The organism is Pedobacter sp. FW305-3-2-15-E-R2A2, from assembly GCF_038446955.1.
Lineage (GTDB): Bacteria > Bacteroidota > Bacteroidia > Sphingobacteriales > Sphingobacteriaceae > Pedobacter.
Genome location: NZ_CP151803.1, coordinates 5572936 through 5591383, shown reverse-complemented (window position 1 = coordinate 5591383; position 18448 = coordinate 5572936). Strand labels below are relative to the sequence as shown.

12 protein-coding genes are annotated in these 18448 nt (G+C 42.7%); 10 read left to right on the top strand and 2 right to left on the bottom strand.

Annotation, left to right across the window (positions count from 1 at the left end; all coding sequences use genetic code 11):
• Positions 1 to 111: 111 nt before the first annotated feature.
• The 9 genes from AAFF35_RS22640 to AAFF35_RS22600 all read left to right on the top strand — a co-directional run bounded on the left by AAFF35_RS22640 (position 112) and on the right by AAFF35_RS22600 (position 13087).
• Entirely contained in the window at positions 112 to 3231 is a 3120-nt protein-coding gene (locus tag AAFF35_RS22640) for a TonB-dependent receptor (protein WP_342328823.1), read from the top strand.
• Between the two features lie 17 nt (positions 3232 to 3248).
• Complete coding sequence (locus AAFF35_RS22635; protein WP_342328822.1) at positions 3249 to 5066, top strand: RagB/SusD family nutrient uptake outer membrane protein; 1818 nt, start codon at positions 3249 to 3251, stop codon at positions 5064 to 5066.
• 30 nt (positions 5067 to 5096) lie between these two features.
• Positions 5097 to 6362 carry a glycoside hydrolase family 88 protein gene (locus tag AAFF35_RS22630; RefSeq protein WP_342328821.1) on the top strand — a complete coding sequence of 422 codons (1266 nt, stop codon included), beginning with the start codon at positions 5097 to 5099 and terminating at the stop codon, positions 6360 to 6362.
• Between the two features lie 92 nt (positions 6363 to 6454).
• A complete protein-coding gene (locus AAFF35_RS22625; RefSeq protein ID WP_342328820.1) occupies positions 6455 to 7066 on the top strand; it encodes a Crp/Fnr family transcriptional regulator in 612 nt (203 codons plus the stop codon).
• A 56-nt stretch (positions 7067 to 7122) separates the two neighbouring features.
• On the top strand, positions 7123 to 7764 hold the full coding sequence (locus tag AAFF35_RS22620) for an NAD(P)H-dependent oxidoreductase (protein WP_342328819.1): 642 nt from the start codon (positions 7123 to 7125) through the stop codon (positions 7762 to 7764).
• A gap of 59 nt (positions 7765 to 7823) precedes the next feature.
• On the top strand, positions 7824 to 8423 hold the full coding sequence (locus AAFF35_RS22615; RefSeq protein WP_342328817.1) for a hypothetical protein: 600 nt from the start codon (positions 7824 to 7826) through the stop codon (positions 8421 to 8423).
• A 95-nt stretch (positions 8424 to 8518) separates the two neighbouring features.
• A complete protein-coding gene (locus AAFF35_RS22610) occupies positions 8519 to 10957 on the top strand; it encodes a PIG-L family deacetylase (RefSeq protein WP_342328816.1) in 2439 nt (812 codons plus the stop codon).
• An 88-nt stretch (positions 10958 to 11045) separates the two neighbouring features.
• On the top strand, positions 11046 to 12749 hold the full coding sequence (locus tag AAFF35_RS22605; protein ID WP_342328815.1) for a sodium:solute symporter: 1704 nt from the start codon (positions 11046 to 11048) through the stop codon (positions 12747 to 12749).
• Positions 12750 to 12847: 98 nt separating this feature from the next.
• A complete protein-coding gene (locus tag AAFF35_RS22600) occupies positions 12848 to 13087 on the top strand; it encodes a hypothetical protein (protein WP_342328814.1) in 240 nt (79 codons plus the stop codon).
• A gap of 871 nt (positions 13088 to 13958) precedes the next feature.
• Here the strand turns inward: AAFF35_RS22600 and AAFF35_RS22595 are convergent.
• Positions 13959 to 14807: a DUF2911 domain-containing protein gene (locus tag AAFF35_RS22595; protein ID WP_342328813.1), complete on the bottom strand. Its 849-nt coding sequence runs from the start codon at positions 14805 to 14807 to the stop codon at positions 13959 to 13961.
• Positions 14808 to 14923: 116 nt separating this feature from the next.
• On the opposite strand from AAFF35_RS22595, the gene AAFF35_RS22590 reads away from it, so the two are divergent.
• Positions 14924 to 17491, top strand: a complete 2568-nt coding sequence (locus tag AAFF35_RS22590) for a M1 family aminopeptidase (RefSeq protein WP_342328812.1) — start codon at positions 14924 to 14926, stop codon at positions 17489 to 17491.
• Here AAFF35_RS22590 and AAFF35_RS22585 read toward each other — a convergent pair.
• Positions 17463 to 18317, bottom strand: a complete 855-nt coding sequence (locus tag AAFF35_RS22585) for a hypothetical protein (RefSeq protein WP_342328811.1) — start codon at positions 18315 to 18317, stop codon at positions 17463 to 17465. The two genes, AAFF35_RS22590 and AAFF35_RS22585, sit on opposite strands and share 29 nt — an antisense overlap.
• Positions 18318 to 18448: the final 131 nt, after the last annotated feature.

The following is an 18448-nucleotide window of genomic DNA, read 5'->3' as shown; positions in this document are numbered from 1 at the left end:
TTACCCTTATAAAAATTAATTAGGCCCCCCTGGTTCGGATTATTGATATGCAAATTTGATATCAATAATCCATGGGAGGGTTATTAAAAACCAAATCTAAACTTACTGAGTATGAAAAAAATGTACTTTTTTATGATGTGCATGATGTGTGCCTGTGCAGGCTTTGCCCAGGACATGCGGAGGGTAGAAGGCATCGTCACTGACCGTACAGACGGACTTCCTTTAATAGGCGTAAGCGTGTTAGTGAAAGGAAATAAGGGAGGTGCCACAACGAATAAAGATGGAAAGTATGCGATCCAGGTTCCTGTAAAAGGAAGCACCACCCTGGTCTTTACATATATCGGATATTTGCAGAGAGAAATTGCGGTGGGCGATAAAGGTGTGATTAACCTGACCCTGGCCGAGGACAGCAAAGTGCTGAATGATGTCGTGGTGATTGGCTATGGTTCCGTCAGGAAAAGGGACCTGACCGGAGCAGTAGGCAGTGTGAATATGGCCGACCTTCAAAAAGCACCCGTGAAATCTTTTGACGAAGCTTTGGCAGGTCGGGTTGCAGGGGTACAGGTTGCTTCCAATGACGGGCAGCCAGGTTCTTCCTTTAACATTGTCATACGTGGCCAGAATTCCATTACCCAGGACAATTCTCCTTTATATGTGATCGATGGTTTTCCCATTGAAACGGCCAATAATAACGCCATCAATCCGGCGGATATTGAATCTATTGAAGTCTTAAAAGATGCTTCTGCAACGGCGATATATGGTGCCAGAGGCGCAAACGGAGTGATCCTGATTACCACCAAAAGCGGTAAGATCGGGGCAGCTGTGATTTCCTATACCGGGACGGTGGGTTTTCAGCAAAACATCAAAAAGCTGGAGCTGATGAATCCTTATGAGTTTGTGCGACTTCAGCAGGAGGTAGATCCGGTAAATACGCCGCTTTTGTATTTTACAGATGGCAAAACCCTTGATTCTTATAGGGGGATGACAGGAACGGACTGGCAAAGTCAGATTTATAGAACGGCACCTACACAGGAACACAACATTTCCCTGACCGGTGGAACTGATAAAACGAAATACGTGATCTCCGGATCGATCAATGATCAGGATGGCATCATCATCAATTCAGGCTTCTCCCGCTATCAGGGAAGAATGTCTTTGACACAGGAAGTCAGCCCTAAACTAAAGGTGTTTGGAAGTTTCGATTACAGCAATATCAAGACCAGCGGAACGATTCCCAGTTCAGGAACCAACTCGGCAACGAACAACCTGCTGTATAGCGTATGGGGATACCGGCCTGCTTCGGGAACCGGCGGTGGTGATTTAATCGACCAGCTTTTTGATCCGGGAGTGGATGGTTCCAATGATTACCGCGTGAATCCGGTGATCTCCACAAAAAATGAATTGAGGAATGCCACCACCAATAACTTACGTGCCAATGCTTATGCACAGTATGCGTTTACTCCGAGCCTGACTTTAAAAGTTTCCGGAGGGATTACCAATAACCTGCGCCGAAATGACGTGTTCTATAACAGCCAGACTTATTACGGCGGACCGAGAAGTTTAACCGGGGTAAATGGCTCCATGATTTATAACCAAAACAGCAGCTGGTTAAATGAGAACATTTTAACCTTTGCAAAGCGCATCAATAAGCTGCATAACCTGAACGTTTTAGGAGGCATTACTTTTCAGGGAGACCGCTTCTCCAGGTACGGATTGTCTGCTACGCAGGTGCCAAACGAAACGCTGGGACTCGATGGATTGGATGAAGGGATTCCACAGCCGGTAACGGCAGTAAGTTCCAACAGTAAACTGCTTTCCTTTTTGGGCAGGGTGACCTACGATTACCAATCAAAATACTTCCTGAGTGCCTCTTTCCGCGCCGATGGTTCTTCTAAATTTATGGCGGGCAACAGGTGGAGCTATTTTCCTTCCGGCTCTTTGGCCTGGAGAATGAGCAATGAAGATTTTCTGAAAAAGCTGACTTTTATAAATGATGCAAAGCTGAGGGTTGGCTATGGAGTGACCGGAAACAACAGGGTTGGAGATTTCTCTTACCTCTCTGTATTGGGCTTACCGATCGGCGCTTCTTACGGTTTTAACAATACCATCAATCCCGGAGCAGTACCATTGGCTTTTGGAAATCCGGACCTGAAATGGGAGAGTACTTCCCAGGCAGATATCGGTTACGACCTGAGCATGTTTAAAGACCGGATCGGACTAACGGTAGATGTTTACCGCAAAACCACTTACGACCTGTTGCTGGATGCCGATCTTCCTTATACCACAGGATACGTCAGCGCCTTTAAAAACATCGGAAAGGTGAGGAACCAGGGATTGGAGTTTACCTTGAATACCAGGAATATAGACCATAAAGATTTTAAATGGTCAACGAGTTTTAACATCAGCTTTAACCGTTCTAAGGTCCTGGCCCTGAATCAGGGACAAGATTTCAGAACCACTTCCCTGGCTTGGGAGAATTCGTACAATGGCATTCCATTGTACATCGCCAGGGTAAACCAACCTATCGGACAGTTCTATGGTTACCAGTTTGATGGTATCTATCAGTTTAGCGATTTTAACGAAGGCAGTCCGGGGGTGTATACCTTGAAAGACAATGTGCCGAATAATGGAAATGTTAGAAGTACCATCAAACCCGGTGACGTAAAGTACAAAGATCTGGATGGGAATAATGTTGTGGATACCAAAGACCAGACGGTGATTGGCAGAGGTCAGCCCTTACATGTAGGCGGTTTAACCAATAATTTCAATTATAAAAACTTTGACCTGAGTATTTTTCTGCAATGGTCTTATGGAAACGACATCTATAATGCCAACAGAATGTTGTTTGAGGGAAATATGCTCGACAAAACCAACCTGAATCAATACGCGAATTATGCGGACCGATGGACACCTGAAAATCCAAGCAATACATTGAACAGGGTAAAAGGGCAGGGGCCAAGGGTTTACTCTTCCCGTGTGGTGGAGGATGGCTCTTTTCTAAGGATAAAGACCGTTTCATTGGGCTATAATTTTGGAGCGGATGTGTTGAAAAGGCTGAATCTAAAAAGCCTGAGGGCTTCCGTTTCAGGGCAGAACCTCTATACCTTCAGCAATTATTCCGGAATGGATCCGGAGGTTTCCGTAAGGAACTCTGCACTGACACCAGGTTTCGATTATTCGGCCTATCCACGGGCAAGGGCAATTGTGTTCAGTATCAATACTTCATTTTAATTTTAAAATCTGATCAAATGAAAGCGTTAAGATATTTATTACTTCTCATTATAGTTACCGGAAGTGTTTCCTGTAAAAAGTTCCTGGATACCAAACCAACAGACACCTTATCTCCGGATTATTACTATGCAACTGAGGCGCAGATGAACAACTCGCTGACCGGCGTCTATGACATTATGGGGAGTGAGAATGTGTACGGAAATTCCATCTTTACCAGACTCACTGCGGCTACCGATGAAAGTTATTACCAAAGGAGTGCTCAGGCGACGGGTACACAGGTATTGAACTTTGATTCCTCTGATCCCGATATCCGCTTGCTTTGGCAATCGCTTTATCAGGGAATCGAGCGGGCAAACCTGGTATTGGCCAATATTAAAAAGCCGTTGATGGACGAGACAAAGCGGGGGGTGATTGAGGGGGAAGCCTTATTTTTAAGGGCATATTATCACTTTTTGCTCGTTAGCAATTGGGGAGATGTACCGTTGATCCTGAAACCTACCGTTTCTATTGTTGCGACTGATGTGGCCAGAACTCCTGCAAGGGAAGTCTACAACCAGGTTCTTACGGATATGACGAAGGCCGAAGGTCTGGTGAAATCCATTAACGAAATTGGATTTGGAGGTCGTGTGAGCAAAAGTGCCGTGCAGGGAATCCTGGCCAGGGTGAACCTGTATATGGCAGGATATCCTTTGAAAGATGTTTCCAGATATGCGGAAGCGTTGTCCTGGGCTAAAAAAGTCGTTTCAGGTCCTGCTGGTCATGCTTTGAATAACGATTACAAACAGATTTTTATCAACTATGCGCAGGATAAGTACGACACTAAGGAGAGCATCTGGGAAGTGGAGTTCTGGGGAAACCGTATCGGGAATGCCTATACCGAAGCTGGAAGAGTTGGGAACAACAATGGTATTTTATGCAGCAATGAAAAAGAAGGATACAGCTATGGATTTATAGGGGCAACGCCAGGATTGTTCAAGCTATATGAGAACGGAGACCTGCGCAGGGACTGGGCCATTGCACCATTTAAATATAGCGGCGCAACGACCACCCGGATCAACTGGACTGCTGCAGAAATCTATCAGCGAAACTCAGGTAAATTCAGAAGAGAATACGAGTTGCTGGAGAAACAGAAGAATTATACCCCTCAAAATTTCCCATTGTTAAGGTATGCAGATGTCCTGCTGATGCTTGCTGAGGCGGATAATGAAGTAAACGGGCCCGGTGCTGAAGGTATCAATGCCGTAAACTTGCTAAGGAAACGGGCTTTCGGCAAGAATCTGTCGGGCGAACAATTGAGAACCATTAACGTAACTGATGGCGGGACCGGATATCTTGCAACCAACCCTCCGGTAGTCACGATTACAGGTGGGGGGGCAAGCCGAAATGCTACTGCTACGGTGACCATTGCTGCTGGTAAAATTACAGCGGTCAACATTACCGATTTTGGTGCTTTTTACACTTCCATCCCTACAGTGACCATTTCCGGTGGCGTAGGAACAGGAGCGGCAGCCAGTGCAACAATTTCGACTCCGGGAGATGAGGCTTTAACAGCGACACAAACGGCTTCAAAAGATGCCTTTCGCATCGTAATTAAGAATGAAAGAGAGAAAGAGCTTTGCTTTGAGGCTTTGCGCAGGGCAGATCTGATCCGCTGGGAAGAGTACCTGGGTAACCTGCAGAAGACAGCTGCGGACGTCACTGCAGGAGCTCCGGCAAGTTTCAAATACATTGCGATGGGAGGAAATAATGTGGATGTCAGACATCTCCTGTTCCCGATTCCATTGTACGAAACTTCGGTGAACAAACTCTTGCTTCCAAACAATAAAGGCTGGTAACACACCATAATAACCTTATAAAACAATCAAATGAGACTAAGTAACTTAATTAAGAAAAAACAGCCGTTGTTGCTGGCTTCGGCATTGGCACTTTCTGTGTGCGCTTCTTCCTTTTTATGGTTCTCCCCTAAAACAGAACTGATTGGGAAAGACTTTGCCGTAGCAGAAAAGCAATACACGCAAATGCTGACAACGGCTAAGGATCTGAAACTTTTTCCGCGTACGACCAATCCGGACGGATCTGTGAAATATACAGATGTGCACGACTGGACCGGAGGTTTTTTTCCGGGAGGGCTATGGTATTTATATGAATATACCGGTGATGCGAAATGGAAAGCTGCGGCAGAGCAATGGACTGCGGCATTGGAAGAAGGAAAATACAATACGGTACATCATGATGTAGGTTTTGTGATGTATTGCAGTTATGGAAATGGCTTGCGTTTAACAAATAATCCTGCTTACAAGGACATCCTGATCCAGTCGGCGGAGTCGTTATGCAGCAGATATGATGCAAAAGTCGGTTCTATCAAGTCCTGGAATCCAAAGCTGTCATGGGATAAGAAAACGATGTGGAAGTATCCGGTGATCATTGACAATATGATGAACCTGGAATTGCTGTTCTATGCTTCGAAAGTAACCGGCAATCCTAAGTATAAAGACATTGCGGTTAGTCACGCTTTAAATGCGATGAGAGACCATGTGAGAAAAGATTACAGTTCTTATCATGTGATCAATTATGATGCGCAGACGGGTAAGGTTCTGAACAGCCAGACCAATCAGGGCTATTCTGATAATTCGACCTGGGCAAGGGGACAGGCCTGGGGAATTTATGGATTTACGATGGTTTACCGGGAAACCAAAGACAAGCGTTTTTTGGAGACTGCCAGGAAAATGGCTGATTTCTATTTGAAAAACAGCAACCTTCCAAAAGACAAGATTCCTTACTGGGACTTTAATGTGAACCAAAAGGGGTATCAGCCGGACTGGAACTATGATGCCACTAAGTTTGCTGTTGTTCCCCGTGATGTTTCTGCAGCATCGGTAGTGACCTCTGCGCTTTTTGAACTGAGTACCTATTTGGGGAAAGGTGGAAAACTGTACTATCAGCAGGCAGAGCAAATGATCAATTCTTTATCAAAGGCACCTTATCTCGCTGAGCCGGGTACGAATGCAGGATTTATTCTGAAGCATTCTGTGGGGAGTATTCCTCATACTTCGGAGATCGATGTTCCTTTGATCTATGCAGATTACTATTTCCTGGAGGCCTTGTTAAGGTATAAAAAACTTAAAGGTTAGACCTTAAAACAGATCAACCTCCAGATAAATGAGGTTGATCTCTCTATACATCAGCAGCTTTTCAGCAGGGAATTTTATAGATTTACCTGAAAATGCCATTAAGGATCAATTTGAGCTCAACCTATAAATTAATCGCTAACATATCGAAGCAGGTCAAACTTAGCGAAGAGGAGGTCCTGCTTTTAAATTCATTCTGGACGAAAAAGGTGCTGAATAAAAATGACTATCTGTTGAGAAACGGGGAGGTTTGCCGTACAGATAATTACATCATCTCCGGAACGCTGAAAGCATTCTATATCAACGTGGATACCGGACAAGAGGAGATTCTTTATTTTGCAACAGATGATTGGTGGGCCACAGATATCGAGAGTTTCCGCAAACAGGAACCTTCCATATACAACATTCAGGCATTGGAAAAAACCGAACTCTTGCAGATCAGTTTTGATTCTTTCCAAAGGATGCTAGCGCAAATTCCTGTTCTGGAAAGATATTTCAGAATCATTTTGGAAAGTTATCTGGGTACTTTGCAGCGGAGGATTGTAATGAATAATGTCTACAATGCGGAACACCGGTATTTAGATTTTTTACAGGGTTATCCAAAACTTGCGGCCAAAATTCCGCAATACCTCATCGCTTCCTACCTGGGAATCTCTGCTGAATTTTTAAGCAGGATCAGGCGAAGAAAGAAAAAGACATTGAACTAGGTCAATATTTTTGAGGTTCGTTATGCTGAATTTTGCTTTCCTAAAATTTAAAGCAGATGAAAAAAATACTCATTATTAATGCAAGTGTCAGAAAGGAACGATCATATAGCAGAATGTTGACGCAGTTATTTATGGACAACTGGACAAGCAGGTATCCGGAAGATCGTTTTACGCTTCGGGAGATCGGACTTGAAGTTGTACCAGCCATTGACGAAAAATGGATTGCAGGTGCCTTTTTAAAATCAGAGGACAAGAATGCTGAAAATCAGGCCGCATTGCAATTCAGCAACGAGTTGGTTCTGGAATTGAAAGCGCATGATATCTATGTCATTGGAACTCCTATGTATAACTGGTCTATCCCCAGTGGATTGAAATCCTATATTGATCAGGTGATGCGGATCAATGAAACCTGGAAGTTCCGGTCCGGTAAACCGGACGGGGATTATGTTGGCTTGCTTGAAAACAAAAAGATGTACATCCTTTCCAGCAGAGGTGATACAGGCTATGGGGAGGATGAAAAAAATGAGCATATGAATTTTCAAACCAGGTATTTGCAGTTCGTGTTCGGAATGATGGGTATAAAAGACGTCAGCACCATTTCACTGGATAATGAAGAGTTTGGAGGGGAGATATTTGAAAAATCAAAGCAGGAAATTTTTCAGGTTATAAATTCGATCGGGGGAACGGGGAGGAAATAAACAAATGGCGCTATTATTGTACCTTTAAATCTGCACACAAAGAAAACAACAGATATATCATGAAAAAGATCATTTTCCTTTGCCTGACGGCAATTATTATTCAGAGTTGTGGTATTGGCAATCAAGCCAGCCAAATAAAAGCGCTGGAAAAATGTACTTACAAAATACATTCAGCTGATCAGATTTCTCTGGCAGGTACCGATGTTAAAAAGCTGCTAAACAACCAGGACCTCAATTTAGGAAGTCTTCCGGGGTTGGCGTTGGGGTTGTTAAGGAAAGACATCCCATTAAAGGCAAGGTTAAACCTGGAAATTACCAATCCGACTTCAAATGCAGCAGCGATCAATGAGTTTGAATATAAAATCCTGATCAACAGACAGGAGCTTGTAAATGGATTCGTGAATCAGGAAGTAAACATTCAACCCGGGCAATCGACTACAGTTCCATTGGACATGATTGCGAACATTTATCCTTTTGTAACCAATAGTAAAGTGATGAGTGAAATCACTGAATTTCTACAAGGCAATAAGAATGGTGGAGAGAAAAAAGGAATTCTGACTTTAAAAATCAGACCAAGTTTCAAAGTTGGTGGAACATTGGTGAAATATCCCGGATTTATTACCATTGATAAAGAAGTAAGCAGCAAGATTCTCCTATAAGACGAGTCGTCTTTTTCAGGATTGTTACGGATATTGACGGAATTAAGTTTCAGATTGGGGATGTTTTATTTACATTCGAGCATTAAGATCTGTTTATGAAATTTCGTCAATACCTGTTTTTATTGCTCGCTGTGTTTCCTCTGTTGATCAAGGCACAGTACAGTCCAACACTCAACGCTGCGGAGATAAAGCAAGGCTTAGAAAGTTTAAATGTGAGCGGGAGCGTATTGTATATCGCTGCGCATCCCGATGATGAAAATACCCGGTTACTGGCCTACCTTGCTAAAGAAAAAAAGGTAAAGGCAGGTTATCTTTCCCTAACCAGGGGAGATGGAGGACAGAACCTGATCGGTACAGAACAGGCTGAACTCTTAGGCCTGATCCGGACACAGGAATTGCTTGCTGCCCGGAGAATGGATGGTGCGGCACAATTCTTTACCAGGGCCAACGACTTTGGTTTCTCAAAAAATCCGGAAGAAAGTTTTAAGATCTGGAATAAAACAAAAATCCTTTCCGATGTGGTTTGGGTGATCCGTAAGTTTCAACCCGATGTGATCATTACCCGTTTTCCTGAAGATGCCCGTGCCGGACATGGCCATCATTCTGGTTCTGCCATACTCGCGCGGGAAGCTTTTGCTGCCGCTGCAGACCCTAAACAATTTCCGGAGCAACTTGCTTTTGTGAAACCATGGCAGGCAAAACGCATCGTTTGGAATACCTTTAATTTTGGAGGAAACAATACTACTTCAGAAGATCAGCTGAAGATTGATGTAGGTTCGTATAATGCGCTGCTTGGCAAAGGTTATGGAGAGATCGCCGCAGAAAGCAGGTCTAACCATAAGAGCCAGGGATTTGGATCTTCCAGACAGCGGGGGTCCGCAATCGAATATTTTAGCCCTGTGGCTGGTGAAAAAGCGAAATCAGACCTCTTTGAGGGAATCGATTTTACTTTAAACAGAAACTCCGGCATGTCTGAAGTTCAGAAATTGTTAAACGATATCAATGCGACTTATCAGGTTTCAAACCCTTCCGCTTCGGTAACCAAACTTTTAAAGTTACGTGAGCTGGTTAAAGGAAAACCTTTCAAACAGGAGTTGTTGGATGATCTCATTTTGGCTTGTTCAGGAATCTGGATAGAAGTAGCGGCTTCAAATCCTGCTTATGCAGTTAATGATTCCATCACGGTGAAAATTCAGGCCATTGCAAGGGTAAAAGAAGATTTTCCATATTCCATCAATATTCAGGAAATGCAAAGTAAGGTGAAGGCCGATCTTTCTCCGAACAGGATGATGGCGATGGACCGTAAAATATTTGGCAGTACTGATCAGCTTAGTCAGCCTTACTGGTTGGCAAAAAAGCATGAACAAGGCAGTTATGAAGTGGATGAATTGTCCCTGATTGGCCTTCCTGAAAACCATGCGCTGGTCAATGGAATCTTCAAAATCAAGATCGGTGATCAGACCATAGAAAAGAAATACCCGGTGATCTATAAATTTACCGACCCGGTAAAAGGAGAAGTATACCAGCCATTGGTGATTGCTCCTCCGGTGACAGCCACCATTGGGGAGAAAGCATTTCTGTTTAATGGAAATGAAAGTAAAACCATTTCTATTGAGCTGCAAAGCTTTCGCGATCAGGTTGCCGGAACATTGATTCCTCAACTCCCTTCAGGATGGAGCATCAGTCCGGAGAAGATTGATTTTAAGCTGGGTAAAAAAGGAGAACAACAAAGCCTGTCCTTTAAGCTGAGTCCTTCTGCTAAATCAATTGGTGGAGATTTTGCCTTAAATGTAATGGTGGATGGCAAAAGCTTTCATCAGGGCTTGCGTGTATTGAGCTATGATCACATTCCGGTGCAGACCTTATTCCCTTTTTCGGAGGCAAGAATAGACCATACTGATTTGAAAATTGCAGGTAAAAGGATCGGATTTATTGCAGGAGCAGGGGATCTCGTTCCGGAGTCTTTAAAACAGATTGGTTTTGAGGTGCAGCTGCTTTCCGAGCAACAGGTGATTCATGGAGATCTTTCTGCTTTTGATGCCATCGTTACCGGGGTTCGTTTATACAACATCAATGAACAGCTCAATGCGATGCAGCCTAAGCTGATGAAATATGTGGAGAATGGCGGTGTGTTGCTCGTTCAGTACAATGTGAACTCACCATTGAAAAGGAATGATATCGGACCTTATCCTTTTAGTTTGTCCAGAGACCGGGTAACGGAGGAAGATGCGGCAGTAACTTTGCTGGCACCAAATCATCCGGTGTTGAACTATCCGAATAAAATCAGTCTTAAAGATTTTGAGGGCTGGGTGCAGGAGCGAGGCTTGTACTTTGCTGGGGATATTGATCCAAAATACACTTCGATTCTGGAGATGCACGATACCGGGGAATCAGCGAAGAACGGATCTCTGATTGTTGCTGATTATGGCAAAGGAAGGTTTGTTTATACCTCTCTTGCTTTCTTCAGACAATTGCCTGCCGGTGTGCCGGGGGCTTTCCGCCTGTTTGTTAATTTAATCTCGAACAAAAAATAATGGAGAATTACAGGGTCTTTTATCGTTTCCTGATTGGCTGGCTGATCTTCCTGATCCTGATTTTTTATGCATTTACTAAATATTTTCAATGAGTAGTGTAGATTGGGGGGTATTGATCCTCACCTTGGTCGTGATTGTCGTTTACGGAGTTTATAAGAGTCGCGGGGCTCATAATATTCAGGGATACCTGTTGGGCAATCAAAGTTTACCCTGGTACCATGTTTGCCTGTCGGTGATGGCTACGCAGGCCAGTGCCATTACTTTTCTGTCTGCACCGGGTCTTGCTTATTCCTCGGGAATGAGCTTCGTGCAGTTTTATTTCGGCTTGCCTTTAGCCATGATTGTATTGTGTATCACTTTTGTGCCGATCTATCACCGCCTGAAAGTATACACTGCCTATGAATTTCTGGAACAAAGGTTCGATTTAAATACCCGGGCATTAACGGCCTTTCTGTTTTTGATCTCCAGAGGGCTTTCTACCGGGATTACCATTTATGCCCCCTCGATTATTCTTTCTACGATTTTAGACATCAACACCACTTATACCACATTATTTATTGGAAGTTTAGTGGTCTTTTATACGGTATATGGCGGTACGAAGGCCGTATCCTATACTCAGATGCTGCAAATGAGCATCATTTTCTGCGGACTTTTTGCTGCGGGCATTATGGTGGTTCATTTATTGCCGGGAGATATCGGTTTTGGTAAAGCACTCAGTATTGCCGGAAAGATGGGGAGAACGAATGCCATTGATTTTAAGTTTGATTTCCAAAACCCTTATACGATCTGGTCTGGATTGATTGGCGGTTTCTTCTTGCAGCTTTCTTATTTTGGAACCGATCAAAGTCAGGTGGGACGTTACCTGTCTGGCGCTTCCGTCAATCAAAGCAGGTTGGGCTTGTTGATGAATGGACTCGTAAAGATCCCGATGCAGTTTCTTATTTTGTTGATTGGCGTGCTGGTTTTTACGTTTTATCAATACAACCGTCCACCTATTTTCTTCAACAGCTTTGAACTGAATAAGCTCGAGAAAAGTGAATATAATCCGGAGCTGAATAAGTTAAAAGCCGATTATGACCTGGCCTTTAAAGAAAAACAGCTGGTGGTTAATAAGATGAACCAAGCCCTGGATCAGGACAATAAAACCGAGATAGACCTTCAGCGGAAGGCTTTACAAACTGCGGATGAAAAAGGTAAAGGCATCCGGAAAGAGGTGACAGATCTGATGACCAAAAATGATAAAACCGCAGACATCAATGATAACAATTATATCTTTCTCAGTTTTGTGACGCAATACCTCCCAAAGGGATTGATCGGTTTACTCATCGCCATTATCTTTCTGGCATCCATGGGTTCTACCGCCAGCGCACTGAACTCTTTGGCTTCGACTACGGTAATCGATATTTATAAACGGCTAATCCGGAAAAAGGGGTCTGATCAGGAGTACTTGCAGGCCTCCAGATGGGCAACCGTATTCTGGGGTGTGGTCTGTATCATTATGGCATTGTATGCCAGTAAGATCGGGAACCTGCTGGAAGCAGTGAATATTCTGGGCTCCTATATTTACGGGACTATCCTGGGGGTATTCCTGGTTGCTTTCTATCTGAAGCAGGTGAATGGAAGGGCCGTATTCCTGGCTGCCATCGTAGCAGAAACAGCGGTGATCCTGATTGGCCAGCAGAAATGGGTGGCCTATTTATGGCTCAACGTGATTGGCTGTTTGCTGGTGGTGTTGGTTGCGGTTATCCTACAGCAAATCATAGGAAAAGATAAACCAAAGGTGGTCAAATAAAAAAACTGTTGTGGGTGCCAGGGCACTAAAAATACCTTCCTTTGTAATAAACACATATTTTAGGTATTTTTGAATTGCATTTTGTTGTACCGTGTTTTATGAACCCAATAGATCGTATTTCCAGAAGAATAAATACATTAATTCAGTTGCCGGAAAAGAAAGATGTAATTCTTATTACTGATCTTAGGAAGGAGTATCGTCAGGACCTGAGGAATTTTATTGTTGGGGAGACTTTAGGTGTCAGGGATGGTAAAATGGTAATTGGGAAAAATCTTTACAGAAGATGGCTTCACAAAATTAAAACCAGAGGCTTTGATTATGATGTAAAGTTTATTTAAATGGGAATAGAAGATCAATTTAAAACCATAAACAGACTTCAAAAACAAATTCTTAAGCTGGAACCTCATCCCGAGCCTTGGGATGAAGAATATTTGGATAAGGTAAAGGTTCATTTGTTTCCTTTATCAGCGAAGCCATAGCAGATGATACCTCATCCGGCTCTGCATACAAATGTTCCTTGCCATCTGATCTATACGTACGGTTTTCGAATATTTTATATTTCCCCGGATCATAATGTACATCATCTCCCCATTGGGCAACGTTTTCATTAACTCCTTATGTAGCTTTTTGATATTACCTTCAGTGATTTGCTCTGATGCATAGTTTTCGAAGACAATATCCAGAACCTTTTTATGGTTTAAAATATCTAGATAATCGGAAACTGCAGCATCCTTTGGGCTAACGAAGTCTTTTAAAATTTGTACTGTTTGTCCGTGGGATATTTTATTACCCTCAAGATTATTCGAAGCATAGGTAAAATCAAGCTTTAAAAAATGCAAATTCCAGGAGTATTGAAAGCCACCCACTGACTATAGCAACGCGGTTTCATTTTGTGTTTTTAAATCAAATACATCCTTTTGGGGATGGTAATGGCAGGATTGCGCGGATTTTTATGAATCTGATTTTGTTGCAAAATGGCTTTCCCCTATTTTTATTAACCAGGTAGATAAAAAGCAGTATTTGGAATGTTTTACACAGGAGGAGAAAAAAGAAGGTGCTATGCTTGAATTTATGGCCATTAGACTAATAGAAAGTTTAAAGTCAAAAAGAAAATATCTACTTGCAAAAAGAATATAAATATAAAAATCCCTGTCGTAAGTACAACAGGGATTCATTAAATAGCCACTTCGCTATAAAATACGGTTAAGCTTATTTCTTAGCTTCTGCCAATAATGCGCTGTTTAACCTTACATATTCTTCAATTTTAGCTTCTGTAGCCAATTTGATTCCAGCTTCTGCGGTTGCAATAGCACCAGCTTTATCACCTTTTTTCAATTGAATACGGCCTTTCCATAATTTTACCCATGGTGCTTTTCCATCTGCTGCTTCAGCTGCATTGGCCCATTCTAAGGCTTTATCCAGATCTTTACCATTTTCATAGTAATATTGTGCTGCCGCGAAATAAGGTTTTTTCTCGCCTTTCATTGCTTCATCAATACTTGCCATTACCTGTGCATCAATTTCTGTAGACAGGTCGATGTTTAACCCAGTGTTTTCCCAGGCCAGTTGTATCTGAGCAGTGGTCGGAAGAACGTTGGCAAACTGAATGGTAAAGGTTTCCACTTTTTCTTTAAGTTTCACTGGTTTAACCTTAATGCGCAATACATCTTCCGCTTCTTTGTATTCATAAGCACCCCATTGTTTGGAGTCCTTGTTGAATATTACCGTCCATTCATCTTTACCAGGAATGGTAAATAAGCCATAAGTTCCGGCAGCTAATTCCTGACCACCTACTTTTACTGCATCGCTGAAAGTGATGGAGGTTGCTCCGTTTGCTCCGGTACGCCAAACCTTATCAAAAGGTTCCATTGCTCCGAAAATTTTGCGGCCTTTTGTATTTGGACGTGAGTAAGAGAGCGTCACTTTTCCTAATCCAAAGCCTTGTGTGATGGTTTGAGCAGAACTCGCCTGTGGCAATTTAACGCCCTGGGCCTGAAGCTCCGTGTTTAATGATACTGCTAATGCAAGAATCAGTACCGTTTTTAATGATGTTTTCATCTGATTTAAGTTTTGTTGCTACTAAATTACATTAAAGAATGCTTATTTCAGTGATATCTATCCTTTGTTCTTAAACTTGACAGATAAATTAGAAAATCATTCCCTATTTTAGCCAAATGCTTAATGTACGTCATATTCTTCCGGTATTTGCTGCCGTTCTGGTTTCCTGTTCAGGAATAAAGTCTGCCTCGGTTGTCTATCCGGAAAAGGGAGTTTCCCAACAACTTGCCAACCATAGAAAGGAAGCCATCAGTAAAGTTCATTACCAGCTGGAACTGGATATTCCTGCTCAAAAGGATCAGAAAATCGGCGCTGTGGAGAAGGTTTCTTTTCAATTGAAATCAAAAAAATATTCGATAAGTCTTGATTTTAAAGAAGATCCGGCGAAGCTTAAAAGCATTGCGGTGAACGGTGTCCCGATTCAACTTTTGCATGTGAATGAGCACATCATAATCGCGGCTAAATACTTAAAGGTTGGAGAAAATGTAGTTGATTTGGAATTTACTGCAGGAGATGGTGCATTGAACCGGAATTCGGATTATTTGTATACTTTATTTGTCCCAGACCGGGCGAGAACCGTATTTCCTTGTTTTGATCAGCCGGATTTGAAAGCCGTTTATACGTTAACCTTGAAAGTTCCCGCCGACTGGAAAGCGATTGCCAATGGCGGACTAAAAGACTCAACTTTAGCAGGATCACGTAAAACATATCATTTTAAAACCTCTGATACGATCAGTACTTATCTCTTTGCTTTTGCTGCCGGTAAATTCAAATCTGCGAAAGGGGAGATGGATCACCTGAAAGCGAACTTTTTGTACCGGGAAACAGATACCGCCAAGATCAACCATAGCCTGAAGGAAGTGTTCAGTATTCATGGAAGTTCGCTGAAATTCCTGGAAGAATGGACGGGAATTCCTTATCCATTTCAAAAGTTTGACTTTGTATCTATTCCTGATTTTCAGTTTGGAGGAATGGAGCATGTAGGTGCAATTCAATATAAAGAATCTGCTTTATTTCTTGATGCAGGAGCAACAAAAGACCAATGGAATTCCAGAAATAACCTCATCGCCCATGAAACGGCGCATATGTGGTTTGGCGATCTGGTAACGATGAATTGGTTCACAGATGTTTGGATGAAGGAAGTTTTCGCCAATTTTATGGCAGATAAGAGTACGGAAGCCATCACTGGAAAGGAAGTGTTTGACCTTAAATTTTTAGTAGACCATTTCCCTGCTGCTTATGGAGTGGACCGCAGTATTGGTGCGAATCCCATCAGACAGGATTTAGATAATTTAAAAGATGCCGGAACGCTTTATGGCAATATCATTTACCATAAAGCGCCGATCATGATGCGGCAATTGGAGCGCCTGATGGGAAAAGAGAAGTTCCGGCAGGGGGTAAGGGAGTACCTGAAGAAATTTTCCAATGGCAATGCTTCCTGGCCTGACCTGATTGCCATTCTGGATAAATATGCAGATGCGGATTTACAGGAATGGAACAAGGTTTGGGTAAATGATACCGGCAGACCTATTGTAGATTATGTTCTGGAACAGAAAGACCATAAAATCAGCAGGTTTAGCATTCAGCAAAAACCGGAATACGGAAAAGATAAAATCTGGCCGCAGCTTTTTGAAGTCAGCTTGCATTATCCAGGCGCGGTGAAAGAATTTACGGTAAATCTGAATGCCGCAGAGGTGGAACTGAAAGCTGCTATCGGGATGGATGTTCCTTTATTTGTGCAGTTCAATTCTTCTGGTCAGGGCTATGGTTTATGGCCTGTGGATCCGGGAATGTTTAAACATCTTTATGCCATTAATAAACCTTTAGACCGTGCTTCAGCTTATATCTCTTTATATGAGAACATGTTGAACGGCAGGTCTGTAAAGCCTGCTGAGCTTTTGAGCCTTTTCATTGCCGGACTCGACAAAGAAAAAGAAGAGTTGAACCTCAAGCTGATCAGCGGTTATATTTCCACGATTTTCTGGGAATTTACCGATGCCGATGGAAGGTTGCAACGGGCTGCGTCGCTGGAAAAGGCGCTTTGGAAAGCAATGGGCAATCAGTCTTCAGCCAACCATAAAAAGCTGCTTTTTAAAACCTATCAGGATATCTTTTTATCTAAAGAAGCGGGGCGTCAATTGTATCAGATCTGGAAGGATCGGAAGGCGCCTGAGGGCCTGAAACTCTCCGAAGATGATTATACGGCTCTGGCATTTTCATTGGCACTCCGGGAAGAAGACAATTCAGCTATTTTGAAAGCACAATTGGGCAGGATTAGCAATGAAGACAGGAGGAGACGTTTCGAATTTATCATGCCGGCAGTGTCTTCTGTTCCTGCAGAGCGGGACGCTTTTTTTAAAAGTCTGGAGTTAAAATCAAATCGGGCAAAGGAATCTAATGTTGGCGTTGCCTTGTATTATTTACATCATCCGCTCCGACAAGCTACTTCAGTGAAGTACTTGCCTAAGAGCCTGGAGATGCTGTCAGAGATTCAAACTACCGGAGATATCTTCTTTCCGCAGAACTGGTTGTCCGCTACTTTTGGCAATTATCAGACTGAGGAGGCCGTTCAGGTGGTGACCAATTTCCTGAAGGCACATCCTGATTACAGCCCTAAACTAAAGGCCAAAATCCTGCAGTCGGTGGATTACCTGTTCAGGGCAGAACGCCTGTTGAAGAAGTAATACCCGGTTTGATTATTTTGTAAGTGATTTTCATGGTTTCTGTGCTGTTGCCCTTCTTTATGGCGATTTCTGAAGGATAGGCATTGCTGTTATAAGTATAGCTGAACGTTTTGTTTTCTGATGGGCTTTTGAGGGAAGAAGTACTTAAAGGATTGCCTTTTCCCATGCTGAGTTCAGCATATGCTTCTTCCAGAAAGAACAAATCAGCATAAGGGAGATTACTGAATATTCCGCTTTTATCGTCGTAAGTCCAGCTCCGGGATTCGCTGATGTTCTTTTTAATATTGGTCGTGGTTTCCAGGTTTCCTGCTGTCGCATAAGCCCGGGTTTCTTCTTCCAGGAGGTTCGACAGCGGATCATATTTTTTAGTACTGATGATGGACTGTTTATCGTATCCGAGGACATATTGATGCGCCAGACTTAAATTTCCATTGTCGTTATTCCACCTTTGTATTTTGCTGATCCGGAATTCGGCGTCCAATGCATAGCTGAAATACTGGAGTTGTTTATTGTTCTTATACCGTTCCAATCTCTGAGGATAACCTGTTTTCGTATAAATGATTTTCCATACCTCTCCATTAGGGTAGCTGATCTCATTCAATAAGGATTTACCTTCCTGGTACTTCAGTTCGGTGACCAGTTTTCCCGTTTCAATTTTTACGGGAACCAGAATTTCCTTCAAAGGTTCTTTCTTTTCTTCTTCTGGCAAAGAATCACCCCATGGTTTTTGTTTTTTGCAGCCATGGGCAAAAAATAGGAGAAGGAATGCCAACCCGTAAACCGGGATTTTTAAGTTGTTGCGGTTGAAATCAATTTTTAGAATCATAATTAAATGAGATTGATGAGTGGTGAATCTATGTAATGTTATTTCTAAATGGTGATGATTGTAACTAATGATTAATTTTTGTCACTTAAAGTTGACTATTCCGTCCTGGCAGACTGGAGAATATTTTTGAT

Coding starts and splice junctions, on each gene's coding strand:
- AAFF35_RS22640 (WP_342328823.1), top strand. CDS start 112: ATGAAAAAAATGTACTTTTTTATGATGTGCATGATGTGTGCCTGTGCA.
- AAFF35_RS22635 (WP_342328822.1), top strand. CDS start 3,249: ATGAAAGCGTTAAGATATTTATTACTTCTCATTATAGTTACCGGAAGT.
- AAFF35_RS22630 (WP_342328821.1), top strand. CDS start 5,097: ATGAGACTAAGTAACTTAATTAAGAAAAAACAGCCGTTGTTGCTGGCT.
- AAFF35_RS22625 (WP_342328820.1), top strand. CDS start 6,455: ATGCCATTAAGGATCAATTTGAGCTCAACCTATAAATTAATCGCTAAC.
- AAFF35_RS22620 (WP_342328819.1), top strand. CDS start 7,123: ATGAAAAAAATACTCATTATTAATGCAAGTGTCAGAAAGGAACGATCA.
- AAFF35_RS22615 (WP_342328817.1), top strand. CDS start 7,824: ATGAAAAAGATCATTTTCCTTTGCCTGACGGCAATTATTATTCAGAGT.
- AAFF35_RS22610 (WP_342328816.1), top strand. CDS start 8,519: ATGAAATTTCGTCAATACCTGTTTTTATTGCTCGCTGTGTTTCCTCTG.
- AAFF35_RS22605 (WP_342328815.1), top strand. CDS start 11,046: ATGAGTAGTGTAGATTGGGGGGTATTGATCCTCACCTTGGTCGTGATT.
- AAFF35_RS22600 (WP_342328814.1), top strand. CDS start 12,848: ATGAACCCAATAGATCGTATTTCCAGAAGAATAAATACATTAATTCAG.
- AAFF35_RS22595 (WP_342328813.1), bottom strand. CDS start 14,807: ATGAAAACATCATTAAAAACGGTACTGATTCTTGCATTAGCAGTATCA.
- AAFF35_RS22590 (WP_342328812.1), top strand. CDS start 14,924: ATGCTTAATGTACGTCATATTCTTCCGGTATTTGCTGCCGTTCTGGTT.
- AAFF35_RS22585 (WP_342328811.1), bottom strand. CDS start 18,317: ATGATTCTAAAAATTGATTTCAACCGCAACAACTTAAAAATCCCGGTT.